This window comes from Streptomyces sp. NBC_00158 (assembly GCF_045160885.1).
Classification (GTDB): Bacteria; Actinomycetota; Actinomycetes; order Streptomycetales; family Streptomycetaceae; genus Streptomyces.
The window spans coordinates 2,893,577-2,917,182 of sequence record NZ_CP108161.1; the positions used below are offsets into that span (position 1 = coordinate 2,893,577).

A 23,606-nucleotide genomic window follows, 5' to 3' on the forward strand; every position below is an offset into this window, starting at 1 on the left:
CGAGCCTTCGAGCATCGCCGCAGCACTCCTCGACCACTGCCCCGACCAGCGCCTCCGCCGGCTTCGCAGCAGGCCCTCAGCCCGTGCCCGTGGTCTCCACCGACTCGAACCGCCAGCGGTGCACCGCCCGGGTGATCAGGTCCGCGGCCGGCTCGGGCAGCTCGGGGAGTTCCGCCGCCAGGCCCTCGGGGGACTCCCACCAGGTGATCACGAGCACCCGGTCCTGCGCGGCGCGCAGCACCTCGCGGCGCACCGGCTCCCGGGCCAGTACCTGCGCCCGGGCCCACTCCATGAGTTCGTTGCCCCGGCCCTCGACGGCCCGGGCCTCCCACATCAGCGCGACGGTGCTCACGAGTAGAGGTTGTCCTTGCTGAGTTCGTGCACGTGGTCGTGGGAGTGGGAATGCCCGTGGCCGTGGTCGTGGCCGTGGTCGTGCGACGTGCCCGGGACGTGCGGGTCCGTCACCGGCAGCGAGGAGTCCGCCGACAGGTCCCAGTCGGAGGCGGGCCGGTTGCGCTTGACCATCTCCGCACCCAGTGCCGCCACCATCGCGCCGTTGTCGGTGCACAGCTTCGGCCGCGGCACCCGCAGGATGATCCCCGCGTCGTCGCAGCGCTCCTGCGCGAGCGAGCGCAGCCGGGAGTTGGCCGCCACGCCGCCGCCGATCATCAGGTGGTCGACGCCCTCGTCCTTGCAGGCGCGGATGGCCTTGCGGGTGAGCACGTCCACCACGGCCTCCTGGAAGGACGCCGCCACGTCGCGCACCGGCACCTCCTCGCCCGCGTTGCGCTTGGCCTCGATCCAGCGGGCGACGGCCGTCTTGAGGCCGGAGAAGGAGAAGTCGTACGCCGCGTCGCGCGGGCCGGTCAGGCCGCGCGGGAAGTTGATCGCCTTGGGGTCGCCCTCCTTCGCCAGCCGGTCGATGACCGGGCCGCCGGGGAATCCGAGCTGCAGCACGCGCGCGATCTTGTCGAAGGCCTCGCCCGCCGCGTCGTCGATGGTCGCGCCGAGCGGCCGTACGTCGCTGGTGATGTCCGGGGCGAGCAGCAGCGAGGAGTGCCCGCCGGAGACGAGCAGCGCCATGGTGGGCTCGGGCAGCGGCCCGTGCTCCAGCTGGTCGACGCAGATGTGGGAGGCGAGGTGGTTGACCCCGTAGAGCGGCTTGCCGAGCGCGTACGCGTACGCCTTGGCCGCGGAGACGCCCACCAGCAGTGCTCCGGCGAGGCCGGGGCCGGCGGTGACGGCGATGCCGTCGAGGTCCCGGGCGCTGACCCCGGCTTCCTTCAGGGCGCGCTCGATGGTGGGGACCATCGCCTCCAGGTGGGCGCGGGAGGCCACTTCGGGCACGACGCCGCCGAAGCGGGCGTGCTCGTCGACGCTCGACGCGATCGCGTCGGCCAGCAGGGTGGTGCCGCGGACGACGCCGACGCCGGTCTCGTCGCAGGAGGTCTCGATGCCGAGGACGAGCGGTTCGTCAGCCATTGCTCTCACTGCTCTCAGGGTTTTCGGTTCTGGTCTGTGCCGGGTCGGTCAGGCGCATCACGAGCGCGTCGACGTTGCCGGGCTGGTAGTAGCCGCGCCGGAAGCCGATCGGCTCGAAGCCGAACCGCTCGTAGAGCCGCTGGGCGCGGGTGTTGTCCACCCGTACCTCCAGCAGCACCTCGTCGCATTCGAAGGCGCTGGCGGCGCGCAGCAGGTCGGTGAGGAGGCGGGCGCCGAGGCCCGTGCCCCACTGGTCCTTGGCGGCCGCGATGGTCTGTACGTCGCCGAGGTCGCCGGCGGCGGCCAGTCCGGCGTAGCCGACGAGGCGGCCGGTCTCCCGGTCTTCGGCGACGACGTAGTGGCGGGTGGCCTGCGGGCCGCGCGCGTGGGCGAGTTCGGACCAGAACATCCCGGCCGACCAGGCGTCGTCGGGGAACAGCTCGTGTTCCAGTTCCAGCACCGGTTCGATGTCCCACCAGCGCATCTCGCGGAGCACTGCGGTCGGGGCCGTCACTGCGGGGTGACCACCTTGTAGTTCTTGGGCACCTGCGCGTCGGGGCGGCGCAGGTAGAGCGGGGTCGGGGGCAGGAACTCCGCTCCCGCCGCGAGGCGTTCCGCGGCCAGGGCGGCGAGGGACGCGGCCGACTGGTGGACGGGGCCGCGCGCGTCCGGGAAGACGTCCGGGTAGAGGGCGGCGCCCTGGCCGACGGCGGGCAGACCGGCGACCCGTTCGGCGATGTCGGCGGGGCGGTCGACCGCGGGCTCGCCGGTGCGGGTGCGGGGGTCCTCGTAGCGCGCCCAGTAGACCTCCTTGCGCCGCGCGTCGGTGGCGACGGTGAAGGGGCCCTCGATCCCGGCGGCGCCCGCGGCGTACGCGAGGCCGTCGAGGGTGCACAGGCCGTGCACCGGGACGCCGAGGACGGCGGCGAAGGTGGAGGCGGTGACGAGGCCGACGCGGAGCCCGGTGTAGGGGCCGGGGCCGACGCCGACGACGATGCCGGTGACGGCTTCGAGCTTGACCCCGGCGTCGGCGAGGACCTGGTCGACGGAGGGCAGCAGGAGCTCCCCGTGGCGGCGGGCGTCGACCTGGTTCGACTCGGCGAGGACGGATTCCCCGTCGTGCAGGGCGACGGTGACGGCGGGCGTGGCGGTATCTACGGCGAGCAAGAGCACGCGAACAGCCTACGACTCCCCGGCCCCAGGGCCTTGCGGCCGGTCGGTGCGGGGCCCGGCTGCTACCTTTCGACCGGGTACACACGCGGGTCGTCCGAGAGTTCGACGGTCCGAGGCGCGGAGAGGTGGAGCAAGGTGGCACGCAGCAGCTCGGGAATCGTGGCCGGGCTCACCGTGGCGGCGCTCGCCGCGATCGGATTCCTGGGTTACCAGGCTTCCGCGACCGCACCGGCGGTTCCCGCGAAGCCCGCCGGGCAGGCCCCGGCCGCGGCGCAGAACCAGCCCCCGGCCAAGCAGGAGCCGGCGAAGCCGACGGCGCTGCCGGCCGACTCGGGGGCGGGCGTGCGGGTGGTGTACTCGGTGTCGCAGAAGCGGGTGTGGCTGGTCTCGGAGGACGGCAAGGAGCCGAGGACGTTCACGGTGATGCCGAGCACGGTGCACCCGGCGCCCGGCAGCTACATGGTCGTCTCGCGTTCGGCCACGGTGACCGGCACGGACGGGGTGCCGATCGAGCACGTCGTGCGGTTCACGACGACGGACGGGATCGCGGTCGGGTTCAGCGCCCGCGTGGACGGCACGATGCCGGAGCCGGACTCCACGAAGAAGACCGGCGGGATCCGCATGTCGCGCGGCGACGGTGACGCGATGTGGGCCTTCGCGACGCGCGACACGAAGGTGTTCGTCGTCGCCTGACGATGCTCCCCAGGGGTTCCGGACGGGTGTCCGGACCGGTTTCCCCGGACGGGAACGCGGAGCGTGATTCACCCGAACGTGGGTATCAGGCCGCCTCGGGCTCCGGGGCGGCCCGTTCCGCGTCCGCCTCGGGCCCGGCCGCCGGGCCGGGCTCGGCCTCCGCGCGCGCGGGCGGAGGCGTGGACACCGCCGTGGCGGCCACGCCCGCCGCGAGCAGGGCCCGCATGGACACGACGGGCGCTCGCTCTGCTCCTGCTGCCGACATGGCTGCCTCCTGAGACCCCGGGACGCCGCACTTAGGCACACCTAACCAGCGCTCGGTACCATGTCATCACGCGGGCCTGCGCCAACGCAATATCTTCCCGACGACTTGTCGGTACGTTGTCGGAACGGTGGCCGGAACCACGGCGGCCCAGCGGGCCCGGTGTCCGGGCGGCCTGGGCGGCTACCGCGCCGCCAGCCCCGCCAGCTCCGGGCCGGCCCAGCGCGCGCCGACGCCGCGCAGCGCGACCTCGCGGACGTCGTCCAGGACCTCCTCGTGCCCGACGGCGCGGCCGATCACCACGTGCAGCCGGTCGTCGGACAGCTCCTCGACCTTGCCGTCGCCCCACTCCACGACGACCACGGAGTCGGGGAGCGAGACGTCGAGGTCCAGGTCCTCCATCTCGTCGAGCCCGCCGCCGAGGCGGTACGCGTCCACGTGGACCAGCGGCGGACCGTCGCCCAGCGACGGGTGCACCCGGGCGATCACGAAGGTCGGCGAGGTCACGGCCCCGCGCACGCCCAGGCCCTCGCCCAGCCCCCGGGTCAGGGTGGTCTTGCCCGCGCCGAGTTCGCCGGTCAGCAGGACCAGGTCGCCGGGGCGCAGCAGGCCGGCGATCCTGCGGCCCAGCTCCTGCATGGAGGCGGGCGAGTCGACGGTGATCAGGGTTTCTGCGGCGGCCTCGGCCAGGGCCTCAGCGGCCGGGCTGCGCGGCGCTTCCCGCGGTACTTCTTCCATGTCCCCCAACGTTAGCCGCTGCGGGGACGGCCCCGGTGCGCGCCAGCAGGCCGGTCAGCAGCCCGGTCACGATGTCGGGGCGCTCCAGCATCATCAGGTGCCCGGTGTCCTCCAGCACCACCAGCTCGGCGGCCGGGAGTTCCTCCTTGATGGTCACGCTGTGCGCGGCCGGAGTGATCATGTCCCGGTCCCCGGCGACGACGGTGACGGGGATGTCCGCGAACCGCTGGAGGGCGGCGGTCTTGTCGTGGGTCTGGAAGGCCGGGTAGAACTCCGCGACCACGTCGATCGGGGTGGCCTCGATCAGCCGCTCGGCGAAGCGCGCCACGCCGGGATCGACGTCGCGGGAGCCGAACGAGTACATCTTGATCATCCCGGCGAGCAGGTCGGCGGTGGCCCGGCGGCCCTTCTCCACGAGCTCGACCTGGGAGCCGAGCGCCTTCAGGACGCCGGGCAGGATGCGGCGCACCGCGCCCAGTCCGACGGAGGGCAGCCCGTACGTCACCTCGTCGAGGCGGCCGCTGGAGGTGCCGACCAGGACCACGCCGAGCACCCGGTCGCGGACCAGTTCGGGGAACTGCTCGGCGAGGGCCATGACGGTCATGCCGCCCATGGAGTGGCCTACGAGGACGAGCGGGCCCTCGGGTGCGGCCGCGTCGATGACGGCCTTCAGGTCGCGGCCGAGCTGGTCGATGGTCACCGGCTCGCCGTCGGCCTGGGCCAGGCCCCGGTCGCTGCGGCCGTGGCTGCGCTGGTCCCAGTAGACGGAGCGGACGACCCCGCGCAGGGCGGCGCGCTGGAAGTGCCAGGAGTCCTGGGAGAGGCAGTAGCCGTGGCAGAAGACGACGGTGGTGCCCTCGGCCGGGTTCCTGCGCCGCAGCCGGCGCTTCTTGCCGTCGGCGGGCGGTTCGTCGACCTCGTAGTGGAGCTCGGTGCCGTCCTCGGCGCGGCAGACGCCCTCGGTCCCGCGCAGGGAGCCGAAGTCCCCGGCGGCGTCGAGGGCGAGGCGCGCCTTCATCCGGATGCCGCGTCCCACGGTGATGCGTTCGACCGCGACACCGGCCGCGGCGCCCGCCGCCAGCACACCGATGGCGGCGCCGGCCCAGCCCGCCTTGCGCCAGTTCTCGCTCACGACGTCGCCGTCCTCACTCGGCCGCGTCAGCCGCCGAGGTAGACCCGGGGCACCCTGCCTCCGATACGTGTGACGATCTCATACGCGATGGTGTGCGCCGCTTGAGCCCAGTCCTCGGCGGTCGGCTCGCCGCGCTCGGCGTCGCCGAACAGGACGGCCTCGTCCCCGGCTTCGGCGAGGTCCTCGCCGAGGTCCACGACGAACTGGTCCATGGCGATCCGCCCGGCGGCCTGCCGGACCTTGCCCGCCACGAGGACCGGGCCGCGGCCGGAGGCGTTGCGCGGGACGCCGTCGGCGTAGCCGGCGGGGACGAGCGCGAGGTGCGTCTCGGACTCGGTGACGTAGTGGTGCCCGTAGCTGACGCCGTGCCCGGCGGGGACCGTCTTGACCAGCGCGAGGGAGGCCCTGAGGGTCATGGCGGGGCGCAGCCCGAGCTGGGCGGGGGTGCCGAGTTCGGGCGAGGGGGAGACGCCGTAGACGGCGATCCCGGTGCGCACGAGGTCGAAGTGGGTCTCGGGGAGGGTGAGCGTCGCGGGCGAGTTGGCGATGTGCCGGACCTCGGGGTCGACGCCCTCCTTCTCGGCGTAGGCCAGCATGTCGCGGAAGGCGTCGAGCTGGAGCCGGATGGAGGGGTGGCCGGGCTCGTCGGCGCAGGCGAAGTGCGACCAGACGCCGGTGACCTGGACGGTGCCCTCGGCCTGCGCGGCGACGGCCGCGCCGACGAGCTCGGCCCAGTCGGCGGGCTGGCAGCCGTTGCGGCCGAGGCCGGTGTCGGCCTTGAGGTGGATGCGGGCGGTACGGCCGGCCGCGCGGGCGGCGGCCCGGACCTCGTCCAGGGCCCACATCCCGCTGACGGACACGTCGATGTCGGCCTCAAGGGCCTCCCGCCAGGGCCCGCCGGGGGTCCAGAGCCAGCACATGATCCGCCCCTGGATCCCGGCGGCGCGCAGGTCGAGCGCCTCCTCGGGGGTGGCGGTGCCGAGCCAGGTGGCACCGGCCTCCTGGGCCGCGCGGGCGCACTGGACGGCACCGTGCCCGTAGGCATTCGACTTGACGACGGCCATCAGCTCGGCCCGGGGCGCCCGCGCGCGCAGGGCGCGCACGTTCTCCCGTACCGCGTCAAGATCGATCTCGGCGTACACGCGCATCGGAGTCTCGTTCATCGCCCACAGTCTCTCAGAACCGGCACGGCCCGGTGATCGGGCACGGTTCGCCGGACTTGCCCGACTCGCCCGCGTATCCCCCGCCCGGCAAATCCAGCCCGCCCTGTTTCCGCCTCACCCTCCAGCCCCGCCCGGCAAATCCAGCCCCGCCGGCGTTTGAGGCGCGGGGGTCTGGGGGCGGAGCCCCCAGGGGGGTCCGGGAGCAGCCCGGGGAACGGAGGAAGGGCGGGTAGGGGACAGCCCCCGCAGGGCCGCCCGGCCCCACCCGGCCGGGGTCAGGCCCGCACCGACCGCCACGCCTCCGGCAGCGCGGCGGCGACCTCCTGGGCCACCACCGGCGCACCCCCGGCGGCCAGCCGACCGGCGGCCAGCCGCCCGGCCAGCCCGTGCAAATAGGCGGCCACCGACCCGGCGTCGACACCGGACAGCCCACCCGCCAGCAGCGCCCCCGCCAGCCCGGACAGGACGTCCCCGCTCCCGGCGGTGGCCAGCCACGGCGTCCCCGTCGGGTTCACCCTCACAGCCGCACCCCCGCCGGAGGCGACCAGCGTCGTCGACCCCTTCAGCAGCACCGCCGCCCCGTACCGCTCCGCGAGCTCCCGGACGGCGGCCAGCCGCCCGGCCTCCACCTCCTCGCGCGCCACCCCCAGCAGCGCCGCCGCCTCCCCCGCGTGCGGGGTCAGCAGGGTCGCCGCCCGGCGCGCGCGCACCACCGCCGGGTCCAGCCCGCGCAGCCCGTCCGCGTCGACGAGCACCGGCACGTCCCGGTCGGCCAGGGCCCGTTCGACCTCGGCGGCACGCCCGGACCCCAGCCCGGGGCCGACCACCCAGGCCTGCACCCGCCCCCGCCCGACCAGCACCTCCGGGTACCGCGCCAGCACGGCCTCCGCCGCCGGGCCCACGTACCGCACCGCGCCCGCGCCGCCCCGCAGCGCCCCCGCCACGGCGAGCACGGCCGCGCCCGGGTACTGCTCCGACCCGGCGACGACCCCGACCACGCCCCGCCGGTACTTGTCGCTCGACGCCCCCGGCACCGGCAGCAGCCGGGCCACGTCGGCGTGCTGGAGCGCCTCCAGCCCGGCCGGGGCGGGCAGCTCCAGCCCGATCGGGACGAGCCGGACCGCGCCCGCCCGCGAGGCCCCGGGGTCGATCAGCAGGCCGGGCTTGTACGCGCCGAAGGTGACCGTCACGTCGGCCGACACGGCCGGGCCGGCGACCTCCCCGGTGTCCGCGTCGACCCCGCTCGGCAGGTCCACGGCGACCACGAGCGCCCCCGCCGGGATCCGTTCCGCCAGCGCGGCCGCCGCCGGCCGCAGTCCGCCGCGGCCGCCGATCCCGGTGAGCCCGTCCAGTACGAGGTCCGCCCGTGCGGGCACCGACTCCGCGACCCGGCCCCCGGCCGCCCGCAGCGCGGCCAGCGCGCCGGGGTGGATCCGTGCCGGGTCCATCGGCACCGCCGTCACCGCGGCCCCGCGGCGCGCCAGCCGGGCGCCCGCGTACAGCGCGTCGCCGCCGTTGTCCCCGGGGCCGGCCAGCAGCACGACCCGGGACCCGTAGACCCGCCCCCGGCGCCGCGCCAGCAACTGCGCGCACACGGCCGCCAGTCCGGCCGCCGCCCGGGCCATGAGGGCGCCCTCCGGCAGCCGTGCCATCAGCTCGCGCTCGGCGGCCCGTACGGTCTCCACGCTGTAAGCAGTACGCATGGCCCCAGCCTGCCGCACCGGGCCCGTCCGGGCCGTCAGCCCTCGGCGATCACCACCGCCGACGCGACGCCGGCGTCGTGGCTGAGCGAGATGTGCCAGGACTTCACGCCGAGCGCCCGCGCCCGCGCCTCGACCGTGCCGGAGACCCGCAGCCGGGGCTGCCCGGTGTCCTCGACGTACACCTCGGCGTCGGTCCACAGCAGCCCGGCGGGCGCGCCCAGGGCCTTGGCCAGGGCTTCCTTGGCCGCGAACCGGGCGGCGAGCGAGGCGGTGCCGCGCCGCTCGCCGCTCGGCAGCGTCAGCTCGGATTCGAGGAAGAGGCGCCGGGCCATCTGCGGCGTCCGCTCCAGCGCCGCGCCGAACCGCTCGATCTCGGCAACGTCAATCCCCACTCCGACGATCACAACGCCAACCCCAACTACTCCACGGTCACCGACTTGGCGAGATTACGCGGCTGGTCCACCTCGTTGCCCCGCGCGGTCGCCAGCTCGCACGCGAACACCTGCAGCGGCACCGTCGCCACCAGCGGCTGGAGCAGCGTCGGGGTCGCCGGGATCCGGATCAGGTGGTCGGCGTACGGGACCACGGCCTCGTCGCCCTCCTCCGCGATGACGATGGTCCGCGCCCCGCGCGCCCGGATCTCCTGGATGTTCGAGACGATCTTGTCGTGCAGGACCGAACGCCCGCGCGGCGACGGCACGACCACCACCACCGGCAGGTCCTTCTCGATCAGGGCGATCGGCCCGTGCTTGAGCTCGCCCGCCGCGAAGCCCTCGGCGTGCATGTACGCCAGCTCCTTGAGCTTGAGCGCGCCCTCCAGCGCCACCGGGTAGCCGACGTGGCGGCCGAGGAACAGCACGGTGTCCTTGTCGGCGAGGGAGCGCGCCAGGGCCCGTACCGGCTCCATCGTCTCCAGCACGGTGTCCACCGCCGCGGCGATGTCCGACAGCTCCCGGATGACCGCCCGGATCTCGTCGCCCCACTTCGTGCCCCGCACCTGCCCGAGGTACAGCGCGACGAGGTAGCAGGCGACCAGCTGGGTCAGGAACGCCTTCGTGGAGGCGACGGCCACCTCCGGACCGGCGTGCGTGTACAGCACGGCGTCCGATTCGCGGGGGATGGTCGAGCCGTTCGTATTGCAGACGGCCAGCACCCTGGCGCCCTGCTCGCGCGCGTGGCGCAGCGCCATCAGGGTGTCCATGGTCTCGCCGGACTGCGAGATCGCGATCACCAGCGTCCGCTGGTCGAGGATCGGGTCGCGGTAGCGGAACTCGCTGGCCAGCTCGGTCTCGCACGGAATGCGGGTCCAGTGCTCGATGGCCAGCTTCGCGATCATGCCCGCGTGGTAGGCCGTACCGCAGGCCACGATCACGACCTTGTCGACCTCCCGGAGCACCGAGGCGGGGATGCGCACCTCGTCCAGGGTCAGCAGGCCGCTCGCGTCGATCCTGCCCAGCAGCGTGTCGGCGACGGCCTTCGGCTGCTCGGCGATCTCCTTGAGCATGAAGTAGTCGTAGCCCCCCTTCTCGGCCGCCGAGGCGTCCCAGTCCACGTGGTACGCCCGCACGGTCGCGGGCGCACCGTCGAAGCCGGTCACCGTGACCCCGTCGCGGCGGAGTTCGACGACCTGGTCCTGCCCCAGCTCGATCGCGGACCGGGTGTGGGCGATGAACGCGGCCACGTCCGAGGCGAGGAAGTTCTCACCCTCTCCAACGCCCACCACCAGGGGGGAGTTCCGGCGCGCGCCGACCACCACGTCCGGCTCGTCGGCGTGCACCGCGACCAGGGTGAACGCGCCCTCCAGCCGCCGGCACACCTGCCGCATCGCCTCCGCGAGGCCGCCTCCCCCGGCGCCCCCGGCCGCCTCGAAGCGTTCGGCCAGCAGGTGCGCGACCACCTCGGTGTCCGTCTCGGACTCCAGCCGGTGCCCGCGCTCGGCGAGTTCGGCGCGCAGCTCGGCGAAGTTCTCGATGATGCCGTTGTGCACGACCGCCACCCGGCCGGAGTTGTCCAGGTGGGGGTGGGCGTTGACGTCGGTGGGCCCGCCGTGGGTCGCCCACCGGGTGTGCCCGAGGCCCGTGGAGCCGGCCGGCAGCGGCCGACTGACCAGCTCCTTCTCCAGGTTGACGAGCTTTCCGGCCTTCTTGACGTTGGCGAGCACCCCGTCGGCGAGCACGGCGACCCCGGCCGAGTCGTAGCCGCGGTACTCCAGCCGCTTCAGTCCGGCGATGACCACATCGAGCGCAGACTGCGCCCCTACGTAACCCACAATTCCGCACATAGGCGGCAGCGTACGCCGTGGCCGCCCGTCTGCCCCGTACCCGAACAAGACGAAAACCCCGCCCCGGCGAATCCACCGGATCGGGGTTGACGATGTTTTCGAATCGGCCGTTCGAGGCCCTGGGCCCGCCCTCGGCCCGCCCCCGGCCTGCCCTCGGCCCGCCCTCAGCCCAGCTTGCGCAGCTGCGCCTCGACCACCGGAGCCGCGAGCTCCGCCGCCCCGGAGGTGCGGCCGGCCAGGAAGTTCGCGAGCGTGCCGCCCTTGCGGACCACCACGAGCTCGGTGGCGTAGTGCTCGCCGTCGTGCTCGGCCTCCACCGTGTAGCCGACCGCCTCGTCGCCGCCGTGCGCGGCGTGCGGGACGACCCGCGTCACCCGGACGGTCTCCCCGTTCGCGGTGGCGGAGTAGCCGTCCGTGCAGGCCTCGCCCGCGGCCCGCACCTCGGCGAAGTGCCCGCCGGCCGCGTTCCCCGCGTACGTGCCGAGGGTCACCACCGTCACGGTGGAGCTGGCCGCGTCCTGCGCGGCCGCCCGCCTCTGCCGGTCCGTGGCCTCCTGCGGCAGCGGCGCCGGTACGGCGACCACCGACGCCTTGGCCCAGCCGGTCCGGCCCGTGGGCAGGAACCCGGAGGCCGCGTGGGCCAGCTCCCTGCACTCCGGCCGGTCCACGCTCACCAGGGCGCTGTCCGCCCCCTCGGGGCTGACCCGGTGGTCCACGAGGTCGCCCTGCGCCAGGATCAGCCGGGCCGGCACCTCCTGCCCCTTGCCCTTCGAGGCGTGGTCGGCCGTGCCGGCGGGCAGCTCCGCCGGCGGCACGATCTCCATCACCATGCCCGGCCGGGCGGTCCCGCATCCGGTGACCAGCAGGGCCAGCGTCAGACCGGAGGCCGCCGAGGCACTCACTGCGGCGAGGCGCCGCGCGCGCGGTGGTCTCATCCGAGCTTCTTGACCTGGGCCTCCACGACCGCCTTCGGCGGCTGTGCGGCTTCACCGGTCACGCTCAGGCCCTCGAAGGTGACCAGCGTGGCGCCCTTGCGCACGACGATGAACTGCATGCTGCCCTTCGCGCCGCCGGCGGGCAGGGCCACCACCAGCTGGAACGCCAGGGACTCGTCCCCGGCGGTGACCGGGGCGGCGGGCGCGACCTTCTCGACCTTGGTGGTCCTGGCGCCGTCGATGGAGGCGTACCCGCCGGAGCAGGCCGCAGCGGCGGCCTTCAGCCCCGCGAAGGCCTCCTCGGCGCCCTTGGCGCCGTACGAGTCGAGGACGACGGACGTCCCCGAGACACCGGCGGTGTCCTTGAGCTCGGCGATCTGCTCGTCCAGGGTGGCGCCCGCCCCCAGGGGCTTGCGCTTCTCGCTGACGGTGGCGATCACGGTGCCGGCCGGCTTGCCGATCGGCACGAGGCCCTGGAGCTGGACCAGCGGCTTGCAGACGGCCTTGTCGGAGTCGACCTTCCTCGTCGGGTCGTCCTTCGGGGAGTCCGGCTCGACCTTGTACTGCGGCAGGTCCGCCTGGTTCACCAGCAGCGGGGCCAGCTCGGCGGCCGACTTCCCCGCGGCGGCCGACGCGGAGGCGGCGGCCCCCGCCTCCGGCTTCCCCCCGGCGCCGCCCTTCGCCCCGGAGTCGCCGGATCCGCAGGCCGTCACCAGCAGACTCAGCGACACCGCGGACGCGGCCAGGACAGCACGACGGACATGACTCTTACCCACGAAGACTTCCCCCCAGAAAACCGAACACCGCCGGGACGCTGGTCGACGCCACGGTGATGTTCAATGTACGACTCGATCGATCACCTGATCGGCGTTCGCGGCGCGCGGGCCGAATTCGTGATCCGCACGAGACCGCGCGGGCCTCCGATCGAGACGTACTCGTGCACAACCCGCCTCCGCACCGCCCGACCGCCGCAACCACCCGTTCTCCCGGCAGCCACCCCTCACGTGACCGACCCCACCACCCACGAGGGCCCCGGAGCCCCGACAATGGCGGTGTGATCACCTCGCCGACGCGTTGTACGCCGGACCGCGCAACGGAGCGCCCCGGTCCCCGCCGGGCCCAGGACCCGTCTCCGTACGTCGACCTCACCCGGGCCGAGTGGAGCGCCCTGCGCGAGCGGACCCCGCTGCCCCTGACCGCCGAGGAGGTGGAGCGGCTGCGCGGCCTGGGCGACGTCATCGACCTCGACGAGGTCCGGGACGTGTACCTGCCGCTATCCCGCCTGCTGAACCTGTACGTCGGCGCCACCAGCAACCTCCGCGGCACCCTGAACACCTTCCTCGGCGACGCCGGCAACGGCCACGGCGCCCAGCAGGGCACCCCCTTCGTCATAGGGGTCGCCGGCTCCGTCGCCGTCGGCAAGTCCACCGTGGCCCGTCTGCTCCAGGCCCTCCTGGCCCGCTGGCCCGAGCACCCCCGCGTCGAGCTGGTCACCACGGACGGCTTCCTGTATCCGATGAAGGAGCTCCAGCGCCGCGGCCTGACCTCCCGCAAGGGCTTCCCCGAGTCCTACGACCGCCGCGCGCTGACCCGGTTCGTCGCCGACATCAAGGCGGGCAAGGACGAGGTCAAGGCGCCGGTCTACTCCCACCTGATCTACGACATCGTGCCGGGCGAGCAGCTCGTCGTCCGCCGCCCCGACATCCTCATCGTCGAGGGGCTCAACGTCCTGCAGCCCGCGCTGCCCGGCAAGGACGGCCGCACCCGCGTCGGCCTCGCCGACTACTTCGACTTCAGCGTGTACGTGGACGCCCGCCCCGAGGACATCGAGCGCTGGTACCTCAACCGGTTCCGGAAGCTGCGCGAGACCGCGTTCCAGAATCCTTTCTCCTACTTCCGCAAGTACACCCAGGTCTCCGAGGAGGAGGCCCTGGAGTACGCGCAGACGATGTGGCGGACCATCAACAAGCCCAACCTGCTGGAGAACGTGGCCCCCACCCGCGGCCGCGCCACCCTCGTCGTGCGCAAGGGACCCGACCACAAGGTGCAGAAGCTGAGCCTGCGCAAGCTGTAGCACTAGGGTGCGGCCATGCTGCACCTGAGGATGATCGCCCCGCACCACCTCACCGAGCAGGTGGTGGAGCTGATCGGGCAGACCGTCGGCACCACCCACCTGGTCGTCCTGGAGGGCGCCGCCCGAGACCCCGAGGGCGACCTGGTGCTGTGCGACGTGGCCCGCGAGTCGGCCGACGAGCTGCTCCAGGAGATGCGCTCCCTCGGCATCGACCGGAGCGGGTCCATCGCCGTCGAGAACATCGACCTCTCCATCTCCACGCGCGCCGACGAGGCGGAGGAGGAGGCCCCGGGCGAGGCGGCGGACGCGGTGATCTGGGAGCAGCTCTCCGAGTCCACCCACGAGGAGTCGACCCTCACCATCACCTACAGCGCGTTCATGATCGTCGCCACGATGATCGCCGCCTGCGGCGTGGTGCTCGACAACGCGATCCTGATCGTCGGCGCAATGGCCGTCGGCCCCGAGTTCGGGCCGCTCGCCGGGATCTGCACGGGGCTGGTGCAGCGCGCCCCGAAGGCGGCGTGGCGCTCGCTGATCGCCCTGCTGGTCGGTTTCGCCGCCGCGATCGTCGCGACGACCGCGTTCAGCCTGGTCATGGACGCGCTCGGGCTGTTCCACCCGGGGATGCTCGACAAGCCGCGGCCCAACACCAGCTTCATCTGGCAGCCCGACCCGTTCTCCTTCGTCGTGGCGGTGCTCGCCGGTGTGGCCGGGATGCTGTCGCTGACGTCGGCGAAGTCGGGGGCGCTGGTGGGGGTGGCGATCTCGGTGACCACCGTCCCGGCCGCCGCGAACGCGGCCGTGGCGCTCGGTTACGGGGAGTTCGGCCAGATGTGGGGCTCGGCGGAGCAGCTGCTGCTGAACCTGCTCGGCATCATCGTCTCCGGCTCGCTGACCCTGATCGGGTGGAAGCTGCTGTGGCGCACCCAGCACGCGCGGATGACCCGCCCGCCGGGTGCGCCACGAGGCAGCGGCAGCGCTTAGCCGAGCGCCGACTTCACCGCGTCCGCGAGCCGGCCGGCGATCGTGCGGGCCTGCTCGATGTCGGCGGCCTCCACCATCACGCGTACGAGGGGCTCGGTGCCGGACGGGCGCAGCAGCACCCGGCCGGTGGAGCCCAGCTCGCGCTCGGCGTCGGCGACGGCCGCGGCCAGCTCGCCCGAGGTGGCCACGCGGGACTTGTCCACGTCCGGGACGTTGATCAGGATCTGCGGCAGCCGCTGCATGACCCCGGCCAGCTCGGCCAGCGAGCGCCCGGTCGCCGCGACGCGCGCCGCCAGCATCAGGCCGGTCAGGGTGCCGTCGCCGGTCGTCGCGTGGTCGAGGATGATCACGTGGCCGGACTGCTCGCCGCCCAGGGCGTAGCCGTGCTCCTTCATGGACTCCAGCACGTAGCGGTCGCCGACGCCGGTCTGCACGACCTGGATGCCCTCGGCCTCCATGGCCAGCTTGAAGCCCAGGTTCGACATGACCGTGCCGACCACGGTGTCGCCGCGCAGCTGCCCGGCCTCGCGCATGGCCAGCGCCAGGACGGCGAGGATCTGGTCGCCGTCGACCTCGGCGCCGGTGCCGTCCACGGCCAGGCAGCGGTCCGCGTCGCCGTCGTGGGCGATGCCGAGGTCGGCGCCGTGCTCGACCACGGCCTGCTTCAGCAGGTCCAGGTGGGTGGAGCCGCAGCCGTCGTTGATGTTCAGGCCGTCGGGCTCGGCGCCGATCGTGACGATCTCCGCACCGGCGCGGGTGAAGGCCTCGGGCGAGACGTACGCGGCCGCGCCGTGGGCCTCGTCCAGGACGACCTTCAGGCCGTCGAGGCGGTTGGGGAGGACCCCGATGAGGTGGGCGACGTACTTGTCGAAGCCCTCGTCGTAGTCGGAGACGCGGCCGACGCCGGAGCCGGTGGGGCGCTCCCAGGGCGCGCCCGTGCGGTGCTCCTCGTAGACGGACTCGATGCGGTCCTCCAGCTCGTCGGCGAGCTTGTGGCCGCCGCGCGCGAAGAACTTGATGCCGTTGTCGGGCATGGCGTTGTGGCTCGCGGAGAGCATCACGCCGAGGTCGGCGCCCAGCGCACCGGTGAGATACGCCACCGCCGGGGTGGGCAGCACACCGACGCGCAGGACGTCAACGCCGGCGCTGGCGAGGCCGGCGACGACCGCGGCCTCCAGGAACTCGCCCGACGCGCGCGGGTCGCGGCCGACCACGGCCGTCGGCCGGTGGCCCTCGAAGGTGCCCGCCTCGGCCAGTACATGTGCGGCCGCCACGGAGAGGCCGAGCGCGAGCTCAGCCGTCAGATCCGCGTTGGCGACGCCTCGTACACCGTCCGTCCCGAAGAGTCGTCCCACTGTTGTCCTCCCGAGTTCAAGCTTCGCTTGGTGACCGCTAGTGACAGTTGTTTGCCGCTTTTGGCGGTAAACGAACCGCCCCGACAGCACAGAGAGTGCTGCCGGGGCGGTTTCGTTGCTGAACAGCAGGCGCAGATTAACGCTTGCTGTACTGCGGAGCCTTACGGGCCTTCTTGAGACCGGCCTTCTTGCGCTCGACCGCACGGTCGTCGCGGGAAAGGAAGCCGGCCTTCTTCAGCGCCGGGCGGTTGTTGTCCACGTCCGCCTCGTTCAGCGCGCGGGCCACGCCGAGGCGCAGGGCGCCGGCCTGACCGGAGACGCCGCCACCCGAGATGCGGGCGATGACGTCGTAGCGGCCGTCAAGCTCCAGGAGCTTGAAGGGCTCGTTGACTTCCTGCTGGTGCACCTTGTTGGGGAAGTAGTCCTCAAGGGTGCGACCGTTGATCTTCCACTTGCCGGTGCCCGGAACGATCCGGACGCGGGCGATGGCGTTCTTGCGACGGCCCAGGCCGGCGGCCGGCTGGGGGTCACCGAAGCGACCGGCAAGCGACTCGGAGGTGTAGTCGCCCTCGACGACGACGTCCGACTCGGTGGTGTACTCCTCGACGCCCTCGAACTCGTCGACGGGGGTCTCGGCGGTGGTCTCGGCCACGATGCTCCTCAGAATTCTCTACGTCTTAGGGGGTGGCCGGAACTACTGCGCGACCTGGGTGATCTCGAACGGCACCGGCTGCTGGGCAGCGTGGGGGTGCTGGTCGCCCGAGTAGACCTTCAGCTTCGAGAGCATCTGACGGCCCAGGGTGTTCTTGGGGAGCATGCCCTTGACGGCCTTCTCGACGGCCTTCTCCGGGTTGTTCGCCAGGAGGTCGTCGTAGCGCACGGAGCGCAGACCGCCCGGGAAACCGGAGTGGCGGTACGCCATCTTCTGGGAGGCCTTGTTGCCGGACAGGTGAACCTTGTCGGCGTTGATGATGATGACGAAGTCGCCCATGTCCATGTGGGGGGCGTAGGTCGGCTTGTGCTTGCCCTTCAGGAGGGCAGCGGCCTGGGTCGCCAGACGGCCGAGGACGACGTCCTGGGCGTCAATGACGAGCCACTGGCGCGAGATGTCGCCGGGCTTGGGGCTGTACGTACGCACGCGTATGCCTTCGCTTCTTCAGTGGTGGGTCATCCCATAGGGTGCGAGCCCCGAGGGAAGGGTCCTGACAGGGTCACCACGGACGATCACGACAGCCCTCGTTCGCATCGGGACGCAACCCGCGCGAACGGTTCGAACTGCTGGTCATCGGTCCGGTGGACCGGCGTAAGGCCCTTTCACGTGAGAATGAGAAAGCCAATACGCATAACAAACCAGCAGGATACCCAAGCAGACCCATACGGGTCAAAACGCGGTCCGCGATGCCGATTCTGCTGGCGTCGCGGCGCACTCCGGTTCGGTCCTGGGAGGGGACCCCGCAGTTGTTACGGGTTCCAGAGTAACCCGACCGGAGCGCGATGCACGACGCACCAGCAGAACCGCGAGCCCGCAGAGGGTGGCGCAGTCCTTGAACGCGCGCCGTTTGCGGGACAGCTCCTCCGGCCACGGGACCAGCGCCAGCTGGGGCGTCAGGGCCAGCCAGAACCAGGGCGAGCGGGGCATCGAGCCCTCCCGCACCCCCGACGCCAGCAGCAGCGGAAGCACCACCAGCAGGTAGTGGTCGAAGGACGGCCGCGAGACCAGGAATGCGGCGAGCATCACCATGCAGGCCGTCTCCACCAGCCGCAGCTCACCGCCGTCACCCTCCGGATCCGGCCGCCGCCAGCGCGTCCACGCCGCCCACAGCCCCGCCCCGGCTCCCGCGAAGGCCACCGCCACCGCCACCGGCTGCGGCACCCCCAGCCGCGGCAGCACCGCGATCGGCGAGGCGTCCCACGGCAGCGCGTACGCGTCCTGCCCCTGGAACAGGAACGGCAGCGTCTTGGTGAAGAACAGCGACGGGCTCGGCATCACCAGCGCCCCCGCCAGCGACGCCCCCAGCGGCACCAGCACCGCCACCGCCAGCCCCCGCCACCGCCGGGCCAGCACGAACAGCAGCCCCACCGGCACCAGCATCGGCTTGCAGGCGATCGCCAGCCCCACCACCACCCCGGCCGCCACCCACCTCCCCCGGTGCGCGAGCAGCAGCGCGAAGGGCAGCGCGGCCGCCGAGAGCGCCGTCCAGTTACCGATCAGCACCAGGTTCACGTACGGCTTGTACGCCAGGGCCAGCACCGCGAACCCGCCCACCGCGAGCCGCGAGCACAGGGGCACCGAGAACAGCTTCAGCGCCGCCAGCCAGCCCGCGCCCAGCAGCCCGGAGATCCCCGCCGGCAGCAGCCAGCGCAGTACCTCCCGCGGCAGCAGCGCCTCCGGCACCGCCATCAGCACCGCGCTCGGCGGGTACAGGAACCGCTTGTCCTCGTACGGCGAGCCGCCGTCCAGCAGCGTCCGCGCGGCCTTGACCACGAACGCGTTGTCGGAGCCCCAGTTCGCCCGCAGGCTCGTGGAGACGGCCAGGAACACCAGGACCCCCGCCGAGACCACCCGCCACGCCCGCGGGGCCGGCCCGAGCAGCCACCCGGTCACCCGGACCCCCGTGGACGGCTGCCGCCACCGCATGAGCCAGATGCTCGGCCGCAGCCCCACGGCAGTCCCCCTCAGCGCTTGCGCTCGACCCTGCGTTCGTCCCGGACGGGCTCCTGAGGCCCCATCCACACCGTCGCCCTCGTACCCCTCGGCCCCAGGGGGCCTCGGCGGCTTCGGCCGACTGCGTCGGACTCCGTCCGCCGGACACACGGTCCGCGCGTCAGCGCTTGCGCTCGACCCTGCGTTCGTCCCAGACGGGCTCCTGAGTCTCCCTCACGACACCGTCCGAACCGAAGACCAGATACCGGTCGAAGGTCCGCGCGAACCAGCGGTCGTGCGTCACGCACAGCACGGTCCCGTCGTACGACTCCAGACCGTCCTGCAGTGCCTCCGCCGACTCCAGGTCCAGGTTGTCCGTCGGCTCGTCCAGCAGCAGCGCCGTCGTACCGGCCAGCTCCAGCAGCAGGATCTGGAAACGCGCCTGCTGGCCGCCCGAGAGCTTCTCGAACTTCTGCTCTCCCTGACGCTCCAGCTCGTACCGGCGCAGCACCGCCATCGCGGGGCCGAGCGGCTTCGCCGCCTCCGTCCACAGGATGTCCACGAGCGTGCGCCCGAACAGCTCCGGGTGCGCGTGCGTCTGCGCGAAATGGCCGGGAAGCACCCGCGCGCCCAGCTTCCAGTCACCGGTGTGCTTGACGTCCTCGCCCGCCAGCAGCCGCAGGAAGTGCGACTTGCCGGAGCCGTTCGAGCCGAGCACCGCGACCCGCTCGCCGTAGAAGACCTCCAGCGAGAAGGGCTTCATCAGCCCCGTCAGCTCCAGGTTCTCCACGGTCAGCGCGCGCACGCCCGTACGCCCGCCCTTGAGCCGCATCTTGATCTCCTGCTCGCGCGGCGGCTCCGGCGGCGGGCCCGCCTCCTCGAACTTCTGGAAGCGGGTCTGCATCGCCCGGTACCGCGAGGCCATGTCCGGGCTGCTCGCGGCCTGGTTCCGCAGCCGCAGCACCAGCGCCTTCAGCCGGGCGTGCTCCTCGTCCCAGCGCCGCTTGAGCTCCTCGAAGCGGGCGAAGCGCTCCTTGCGCGCCTCGTGGTACGTGTCGAAGCCCGCGCCGTGCACCCAGACGTCCGTACCCGTCGGGCTCGGCTCCAGGCTGATGATCTTCTCGGCGGCCCGGGACAGCAGCTCCCGGTCGTGCGACACGAAGAGCACCGTCTTGCGGGTGGCCTTCAGCTGCTCCTCCAGCCACCGCTTGCCCGGCACGTCGAGGTAGTTGTCCGGCTCGTCGAGCAGCAGCACCTCGTCCGGCCCGCGCAGCAGCGCCTCCAGCACCAGCCGCTTCTGCTCACCGCCCGACAGCGTGCGCACCTCGCGGTACTGGGCCCGGTCGAACGGGATGTCCAGCGCGGCCGTGGTGCACACGTCCCACAGGGTCTCCGCCTCGTAGCCCTGGACGTCGGCCCAGTCGCTGAGCGCCTGCGCGTACGCCATCTGCGCGGCCTCGTCGTCGACCGTCAGGATCAGGTGCTCGGCCCGGTCCACGGCCTTCGCCGCGTCCCGGATCCGCGGCTGCGCCACCGAGACCAGCAGGTCCCGTACGGTCGTCTCGTCCCGGACCGAGCCCACGAACTGCGACATCACGCCGAGCCCGCCGCTGATGGCGACCCCGCCGCCGTGCGGCTGGAGCTCGCCGGAGATCAGCTTCAGCAGGGTGGTCTTGCCCGCGCCGTTCGCCCCGACCAGGGCCACCACCGACCCCTCCCCCACGCGGAAGGAGACGTCGGGGAGCAGGACCCGCCCGTCGGGAAGGTAGTACTCCAGGTGGCTGGCTTCGAGATGTCCCATGCCGGGCATTCTCCCGGTCGGGCGGTGATCCGCCCAACCGGTTTGCGCCCGCCCGGCCGGACGGAGGGCTCAGCAGCCCGCGCAGCCGCCGCCCGCGCCCGGCAGCGTCCGCATGTTCCGCGCCTCCTTGCTGCGGGCGGCCAGCAGCTCGTCCGCCGGGTAGCCGACCTCCTCCAGGGTCAGCCCGTGCGGCTTGACCACGTGCACCGAGGAGTCCCGTACGGCGGCGGCCAGCACCTGTCCGGGCCACTCGACGGGCCGGTGCCCGTCGCCGACGTGGAGCAGGGCCCCGACCAGCGAGCGGACCATGTTGTGGCAGAACGCGTCCGCGCGGACGGTCGCCGTGATGACGCCGTCCTCGCCGCGCTCCCAGCTGAGCTGCTGGAGCGTACGGATGGTCGTGGCGCCCTCGCGCTTCTTGCAGTACGCGGCGAAGTCGTGCTCGCCGACCAGCGCACCGGCGGCCTCGTTCATGGCGTCCACGTCCAGCGGCCACTGGTGCCACAGCACGTGCCCGCGGCGCAGCGGGTCCACGCCCGCCTGGTGGTCGCCGACGCGGTAGGCGTAGCGGCGCCAGATGGCGGAGAACCGGGCGTTGAAGCCCTCGGGGGCCTCGGCGGCCTTCCACACCCGTACGTCGTGCGGCAGCCGGCCCGCGAGGCGGCGCAGCAGCTTGTCGTGGTGCTCGGCCCACACCTCCTCGGCCAGGTCGAACTGGGCGACCTGCCCGCGCGCGTGCACCCCGGCGTCGGTGCGTCCGGCCACCGTCAGTTCGACCGGCTCCTTGAGCCTCATCACGGTCTGCAGGGCGCTCTCCAGCTCGCCCTGGACGGTCCGCAGCGTGCGCTGCTTCGCCCAGCCGGAGAAGTCCTTGCCGTCGTAGCTCAGGTCCAGCCGTACCCGGACGTGCCCGGGCTCCACCTCGTCACTCACGTGACAGATCCTCTCAGAAGCACAGCAATGCAGAACGGGCCCGCCCCCGGGAAGGGGCGGGCCCGTTCAGAGCCGATCAAGCAAGCTCGATCCCGGGACGGGATCAGGCCTCCTTGGTCTCCTCGGCGGCGGGAGCCTCGGCCACGGCCTCGGCGTCCTTCGCGGCGCGCTTGGTGGCGGCCTCGGCCTCACCGGTGGCCTGCTGGGCCACGGTCAGGGCCTCGACCAGCTCGATCACGGCCATCGGGGCGTTGTCGCCACGACGGTTGCCGATCTTGGTGATGCGCGTGTAACCACCGGGGCGGTTCTCGTAGCGCGGGGCGATCTCGGTGAACAGCGTGTGCACGATGCTCTTGTCCGTGATCGTCTGCAGCACCAGGCGACGGTTGTGGATGTCGCCCTTCTTGGCCTTGGTGACCAGACGCTCGGCGTAGGGACGCAGGCGGCGGGCCTTGGCCTCGGTGGTGGTGATGCGGCCGTGCTCGAAGAGCGCCTTCGCGAGGTTCGCGAGGAGGTGCTTCTCGTGCGCGGCGGAGCCGCCCAGGCGGGCACCCTTTGCGGGACGCGGCATTGTTACTCCTTCAAATCTGCACCGGCCGTGTCAGGTACCGGTGTCAGTTCCCCCAAGCGGTCGCGAGGGGGTGGGTGCGGGGGGCGCGAGCCCCCCGCAAGCTTTCTCAGTACTGCTCGGTCTCGACGAAACCGGCGTCCGCGTCGTCGTCGGCGCCGAAGGCGTCGGCGGCGGCGGTCGGGTCGAATCCGGGCGGGCTGTCCTTGAGGGCCAGGCCCATGCCGGCCAGCTTCGCCTTGACCTCGTCGATCGACTTCGCACCGAAGTTGCGGATGTCGAGCAGGTCGGCCTCGGAGCGGGCGACGAGCTCACCCACGGAGTGGATGCCCTCGCGCTTGAGGCAGTTGTACGACCGAACGGTGAGCTCCAGCTCCTCGATCGGCAGCGCCAGGTCGGCGGCCAGGGCGGCGTCCGTCGGGGACGGGCCCATGTCGATGCCCTCGGCGTCGATGTTGAGCTCGCGGGCCAGACCGAACAGCTCGACCAGGGTCTTGCCGGCGGACGCCATGGCGTCGCGCGGGCGCATGGCCTGCTTGGTCTCGACGTCGACGATCAGCTTGTCGAAGTCGGTGCGCTGCTCGACTCGGGTCGCCTCGACCTTGTAGGTGACCTTGAGGACCGGGCTGTAGATGGAGTCGATCGGGATGCGGCCGATCTCCTGGCCCAGCTGCTTGTTCTGGACGGCGGAGACGTAGCCGCGACCGCGCTCGACGGTCAGCTCCATCTCCAGCTTGCCCTTGCCGTTGAGCGTGGCGAGGACCAGGTCCGGGTTGTGGACCTCGACACCGGCCGGGGGCGCGATGTCGGCAGCGGTGACCAGGCCGGGACCCTGCTTGCGCAGGTACATCACGACCGGCTCGTCGTGCTCCGAGGAGACGACCAGCTGCTTGATGTTGAGGATGATGTCCGTGACGTCTTCCTTGACGCCCGGCACGGTGGTGAACTCGTGCAGGACGCCGTCCACGCGGATGCTGGTGACAGCGGCACCCGGGATGGAGGACAGGAGGGTACGGCGCAGGGAGTTGCCGAGGGTGTAGCCGAAGCCCGGCTCCAGCGGCTCGATCACGAACCGCGAGCGGTACTCGTCGACGACCTCTTCGGTCAGCGAAGGACGCTGAGCGATAAGCATGTCTGTTCCTTCAGTCGTGGACGCCCACTATTTGACGCCCGACGGGTGCGGCCCGGGGGCCGCGGACTTACAAGGGTACGGGCGGTACGTCCCCCGGAGGGGGCGCACCGCCCGGACACTCAAGAACGCACAGGTGCGTCCGCTGCGTCAGACGCGGCGGCGCTTCGGCGGGCGGCAGCCGTTGTGCGGGGTGGGGGTGACGTCCTGGATCGAGCCGACCTCGAGGCCGGTGGCCTGGAGGGAGCGGATCGCGGTCTCACGGCCGGAGCCGGGACCCTTGACGAAGACGTCGACCTTGCGCATGCCGTGCTCCTGCGCGCGGCGGGCGGCCGACTCGGCGGCCATCTGCGCGGCGAAGGGGGTGGACTTGCGCGAGCCCTTGAAGCCGACGTGGCCGGCGGAGGCCCAGGAGATCACGTTGCCCGAGGGGTCGGTGATCGAAACGATGGTGTTGTTGAACGTGCTCTTGATGTGGGCGTGCCCGTGAGCGACGTTCTTCTTTTCCTTGCGGCGCACCTTCTTGGCAGCGCCCTGACGACCCTTGGGGGGCATC

The 23,606-nt window shown here is 72.6% G+C and carries 25 protein-coding genes; 3 read left to right on the forward strand and 22 right to left on the reverse strand.

Annotated elements, in window-relative coordinates; genetic code table 11:
• Positions 1–76: 76 nt before the first annotated feature.
• The 4 genes from OG553_RS13065 to tsaB are packed head-to-tail and all read right to left on the reverse strand — an operon-like array spanning position 77 to position 2,655.
• Positions 77–352: a hypothetical protein gene (locus OG553_RS13065; RefSeq protein WP_405979163.1), complete on the reverse strand. Its 276-nt coding sequence runs from the start codon at positions 350–352 to the stop codon at positions 77–79.
• Entirely contained in the window at positions 349–1,482 is a 1,134-nt protein-coding gene (tsaD, locus tag OG553_RS13070) for a tRNA (adenosine(37)-N6)-threonylcarbamoyltransferase complex transferase subunit TsaD (RefSeq protein ID WP_405979164.1), read from the reverse strand. Before tsaD ends, OG553_RS13065 begins: the two co-directional genes overlap by 4 nt.
• Positions 1,475–1,996: a ribosomal protein S18-alanine N-acetyltransferase gene (gene rimI, locus OG553_RS13075; protein ID WP_405979165.1), complete on the reverse strand. Its 522-nt coding sequence runs from the start codon at positions 1,994–1,996 to the stop codon at positions 1,475–1,477. The genes tsaD and rimI overlap by 8 nt, the downstream gene beginning before the upstream one ends.
• Positions 1,993–2,655, reverse strand: coding sequence for a tRNA (adenosine(37)-N6)-threonylcarbamoyltransferase complex dimerization subunit type 1 TsaB (gene tsaB, locus OG553_RS13080; RefSeq protein ID WP_405979166.1), 663 nt, complete (start codon positions 2,653–2,655; stop codon positions 1,993–1,995). Before tsaB ends, rimI begins: the two co-directional genes overlap by 4 nt.
• 135 nt (positions 2,656–2,790) lie before the next feature.
• Here tsaB and OG553_RS13085 point away from each other — a divergent pair, with 135 nt between their 5' ends.
• Complete coding sequence (locus OG553_RS13085; protein WP_405979167.1) at positions 2,791–3,348, forward strand: hypothetical protein; 558 nt, start codon at positions 2,791–2,793, stop codon at positions 3,346–3,348.
• 85 nt (positions 3,349–3,433) lie between these two features.
• On the opposite strand, the gene OG553_RS13090 is transcribed toward OG553_RS13085, so the two are convergent.
• The 9 genes from OG553_RS13090 to OG553_RS13130 form a co-directional block, all read right to left on the reverse strand.
• Positions 3,434–3,613, reverse strand: coding sequence for a hypothetical protein (locus tag OG553_RS13090; protein WP_405979168.1), 180 nt, complete (start codon positions 3,611–3,613; stop codon positions 3,434–3,436).
• A 180-nt stretch (positions 3,614–3,793) separates the two neighbouring features.
• Positions 3,794–4,348, reverse strand: coding sequence for a tRNA (adenosine(37)-N6)-threonylcarbamoyltransferase complex ATPase subunit type 1 TsaE (gene tsaE, locus OG553_RS13095; protein WP_405979169.1), 555 nt, complete (start codon positions 4,346–4,348; stop codon positions 3,794–3,796).
• Positions 4,305–5,480 (reverse strand): alpha/beta fold hydrolase, encoded by a 1,176-nt coding sequence (locus OG553_RS13100; protein WP_405979170.1) that lies wholly within the window; start codon positions 5,478–5,480, stop codon positions 4,305–4,307. The genes tsaE and OG553_RS13100 overlap by 44 nt, the downstream gene beginning before the upstream one ends.
• A 26-nt stretch (positions 5,481–5,506) precedes the next feature.
• Complete coding sequence (alr, locus tag OG553_RS13105) at positions 5,507–6,643, reverse strand: alanine racemase (protein ID WP_405979171.1); 1,137 nt, start codon at positions 6,641–6,643, stop codon at positions 5,507–5,509.
• A 275-nt stretch (positions 6,644–6,918) separates the two neighbouring features.
• Entirely contained in the window at positions 6,919–8,346 is a 1,428-nt protein-coding gene (locus OG553_RS13110; protein WP_405979172.1) for an NAD(P)H-hydrate dehydratase, read from the reverse strand.
• Between the two features lie 35 nt (positions 8,347–8,381).
• Positions 8,382–8,750: a holo-ACP synthase gene (locus tag OG553_RS13115; RefSeq protein ID WP_125604279.1), complete on the reverse strand. Its 369-nt coding sequence runs from the start codon at positions 8,748–8,750 to the stop codon at positions 8,382–8,384.
• 14 nt (positions 8,751–8,764) lie between these two features.
• Positions 8,765–10,627 (reverse strand): glutamine--fructose-6-phosphate transaminase (isomerizing), encoded by a 1,863-nt coding sequence (gene glmS / locus OG553_RS13120; protein ID WP_405979173.1) that lies wholly within the window; start codon positions 10,625–10,627, stop codon positions 8,765–8,767.
• Positions 10,628–10,791: 164 nt separating this feature from the next.
• Positions 10,792–11,562: a hypothetical protein gene (locus tag OG553_RS13125; RefSeq protein WP_405979174.1), complete on the reverse strand. Its 771-nt coding sequence runs from the start codon at positions 11,560–11,562 to the stop codon at positions 10,792–10,794.
• Positions 11,559–12,338, reverse strand: a complete 780-nt coding sequence (locus OG553_RS13130; RefSeq protein WP_405979175.1) for a hypothetical protein — start codon at positions 12,336–12,338, stop codon at positions 11,559–11,561. Before OG553_RS13130 ends, OG553_RS13125 begins: the two co-directional genes overlap by 4 nt.
• 278 nt (positions 12,339–12,616) lie before the next feature.
• Here OG553_RS13130 and coaA point away from each other — a divergent pair, with 278 nt between their 5' ends.
• Together coaA and OG553_RS13140 are read left to right on the forward strand one after the other, a co-directional pair.
• Positions 12,617–13,636 carry a type I pantothenate kinase gene (gene coaA / locus OG553_RS13135; protein ID WP_405979176.1) on the forward strand — a complete coding sequence of 340 codons (1,020 nt, stop codon included), beginning with the start codon at positions 12,617–12,619 and terminating at the stop codon, positions 13,634–13,636.
• 15 nt (positions 13,637–13,651) lie between these two features.
• Positions 13,652–14,620 (forward strand): DUF389 domain-containing protein, encoded by a 969-nt coding sequence (locus OG553_RS13140; RefSeq protein ID WP_405979177.1) that lies wholly within the window; start codon positions 13,652–13,654, stop codon positions 14,618–14,620.
• Here the strand turns inward: OG553_RS13140 and glmM are convergent.
• From glmM to rpsK, 9 genes are all read right to left on the reverse strand, one after another.
• Positions 14,617–15,975: a phosphoglucosamine mutase gene (glmM, locus tag OG553_RS13145; RefSeq protein WP_405979178.1), complete on the reverse strand. Its 1,359-nt coding sequence runs from the start codon at positions 15,973–15,975 to the stop codon at positions 14,617–14,619. The genes OG553_RS13140 and glmM overlap by 4 nt on opposite strands.
• 136 nt (positions 15,976–16,111) lie before the next feature.
• A complete protein-coding gene (gene rpsI, locus OG553_RS13150) occupies positions 16,112–16,627 on the reverse strand; it encodes a 30S ribosomal protein S9 (RefSeq protein ID WP_045945298.1) in 516 nt (171 codons plus the stop codon).
• A gap of 42 nt (positions 16,628–16,669) precedes the next feature.
• Positions 16,670–17,113, reverse strand: coding sequence for a 50S ribosomal protein L13 (rplM, locus tag OG553_RS13155; RefSeq protein WP_362460589.1), 444 nt, complete (start codon positions 17,111–17,113; stop codon positions 16,670–16,672).
• Between the two features lie 243 nt (positions 17,114–17,356).
• Entirely contained in the window at positions 17,357–18,613 is a 1,257-nt protein-coding gene (locus tag OG553_RS13160) for a glycosyltransferase family 87 protein (protein ID WP_405979179.1), read from the reverse strand.
• 187 nt (positions 18,614–18,800) lie between these two features.
• Complete coding sequence (locus OG553_RS13165; protein WP_405979180.1) at positions 18,801–20,429, reverse strand: ABC-F family ATP-binding cassette domain-containing protein; 1,629 nt, start codon at positions 20,427–20,429, stop codon at positions 18,801–18,803.
• A gap of 60 nt (positions 20,430–20,489) precedes the next feature.
• Positions 20,490–21,353, reverse strand: a complete 864-nt coding sequence (truA, locus tag OG553_RS13170) for a tRNA pseudouridine(38-40) synthase TruA (RefSeq protein WP_405979181.1) — start codon at positions 21,351–21,353, stop codon at positions 20,490–20,492.
• A gap of 103 nt (positions 21,354–21,456) precedes the next feature.
• Positions 21,457–21,924 (reverse strand): 50S ribosomal protein L17, encoded by a 468-nt coding sequence (gene rplQ / locus OG553_RS13175; RefSeq protein WP_030298228.1) that lies wholly within the window; start codon positions 21,922–21,924, stop codon positions 21,457–21,459.
• Positions 21,925–22,030: 106 nt separating this feature from the next.
• On the reverse strand, positions 22,031–23,053 hold the full coding sequence (locus OG553_RS13180; protein ID WP_008739666.1) for a DNA-directed RNA polymerase subunit alpha: 1,023 nt from the start codon (positions 23,051–23,053) through the stop codon (positions 22,031–22,033).
• 147 nt (positions 23,054–23,200) lie between these two features.
• On the reverse strand, positions 23,201–23,605 hold the full coding sequence (gene rpsK, locus OG553_RS13185) for a 30S ribosomal protein S11 (protein WP_003956432.1): 405 nt from the start codon (positions 23,603–23,605) through the stop codon (positions 23,201–23,203).
• Position 23,606 lies beyond the last annotated feature (1 nt).

Excerpts from the sequence above, each read along its gene's own strand:
- alr (WP_405979171.1), bottom strand. The coding sequence starts at position 6,643 with ATGAACGAGACTCCGATGCGCGTGTACGCCGAGATCGATCTTGACGCG.
- OG553_RS13140 (WP_405979177.1), top strand. The coding sequence starts at position 13,652 with ATGCTGCACCTGAGGATGATCGCCCCGCACCACCTCACCGAGCAGGTG.
- OG553_RS13180 (WP_008739666.1), bottom strand. The coding sequence starts at position 23,053 with ATGCTTATCGCTCAGCGTCCTTCGCTGACCGAAGAGGTCGTCGACGAG.
- OG553_RS13160 (WP_405979179.1), bottom strand. The coding sequence starts at position 18,613 with ATGCGGTGGCGGCAGCCGTCCACGGGGGTCCGGGTGACCGGGTGGCTG.
- rpsK (WP_003956432.1), bottom strand. The coding sequence starts at position 23,605 with ATGCCCCCCAAGGGTCGTCAGGGCGCTGCCAAGAAGGTGCGCCGCAAG.
- OG553_RS13110 (WP_405979172.1), bottom strand. The coding sequence starts at position 8,346 with ATGCGTACTGCTTACAGCGTGGAGACCGTACGGGCCGCCGAGCGCGAG.
- rplQ (WP_030298228.1), bottom strand. The coding sequence starts at position 21,924 with ATGCCGCGTCCCGCAAAGGGTGCCCGCCTGGGCGGCTCCGCCGCGCAC.
- tsaD (WP_405979164.1), bottom strand. The coding sequence starts at position 1,482 with ATGGCTGACGAACCGCTCGTCCTCGGCATCGAGACCTCCTGCGACGAG.
- OG553_RS13165 (WP_405979180.1), bottom strand. The coding sequence starts at position 20,429 with ATGCCCGGCATGGGACATCTCGAAGCCAGCCACCTGGAGTACTACCTT.
- glmS (WP_405979173.1), bottom strand. The coding sequence starts at position 10,627 with ATGTGCGGAATTGTGGGTTACGTAGGGGCGCAGTCTGCGCTCGATGTG.
- OG553_RS13090 (WP_405979168.1), bottom strand. The coding sequence starts at position 3,613 with ATGTCGGCAGCAGGAGCAGAGCGAGCGCCCGTCGTGTCCATGCGGGCC.
- OG553_RS13125 (WP_405979174.1), bottom strand. The coding sequence starts at position 11,562 with ATGAGACCACCGCGCGCGCGGCGCCTCGCCGCAGTGAGTGCCTCGGCG.
- tsaE (WP_405979169.1), bottom strand. The coding sequence starts at position 4,348 with ATGGAAGAAGTACCGCGGGAAGCGCCGCGCAGCCCGGCCGCTGAGGCC.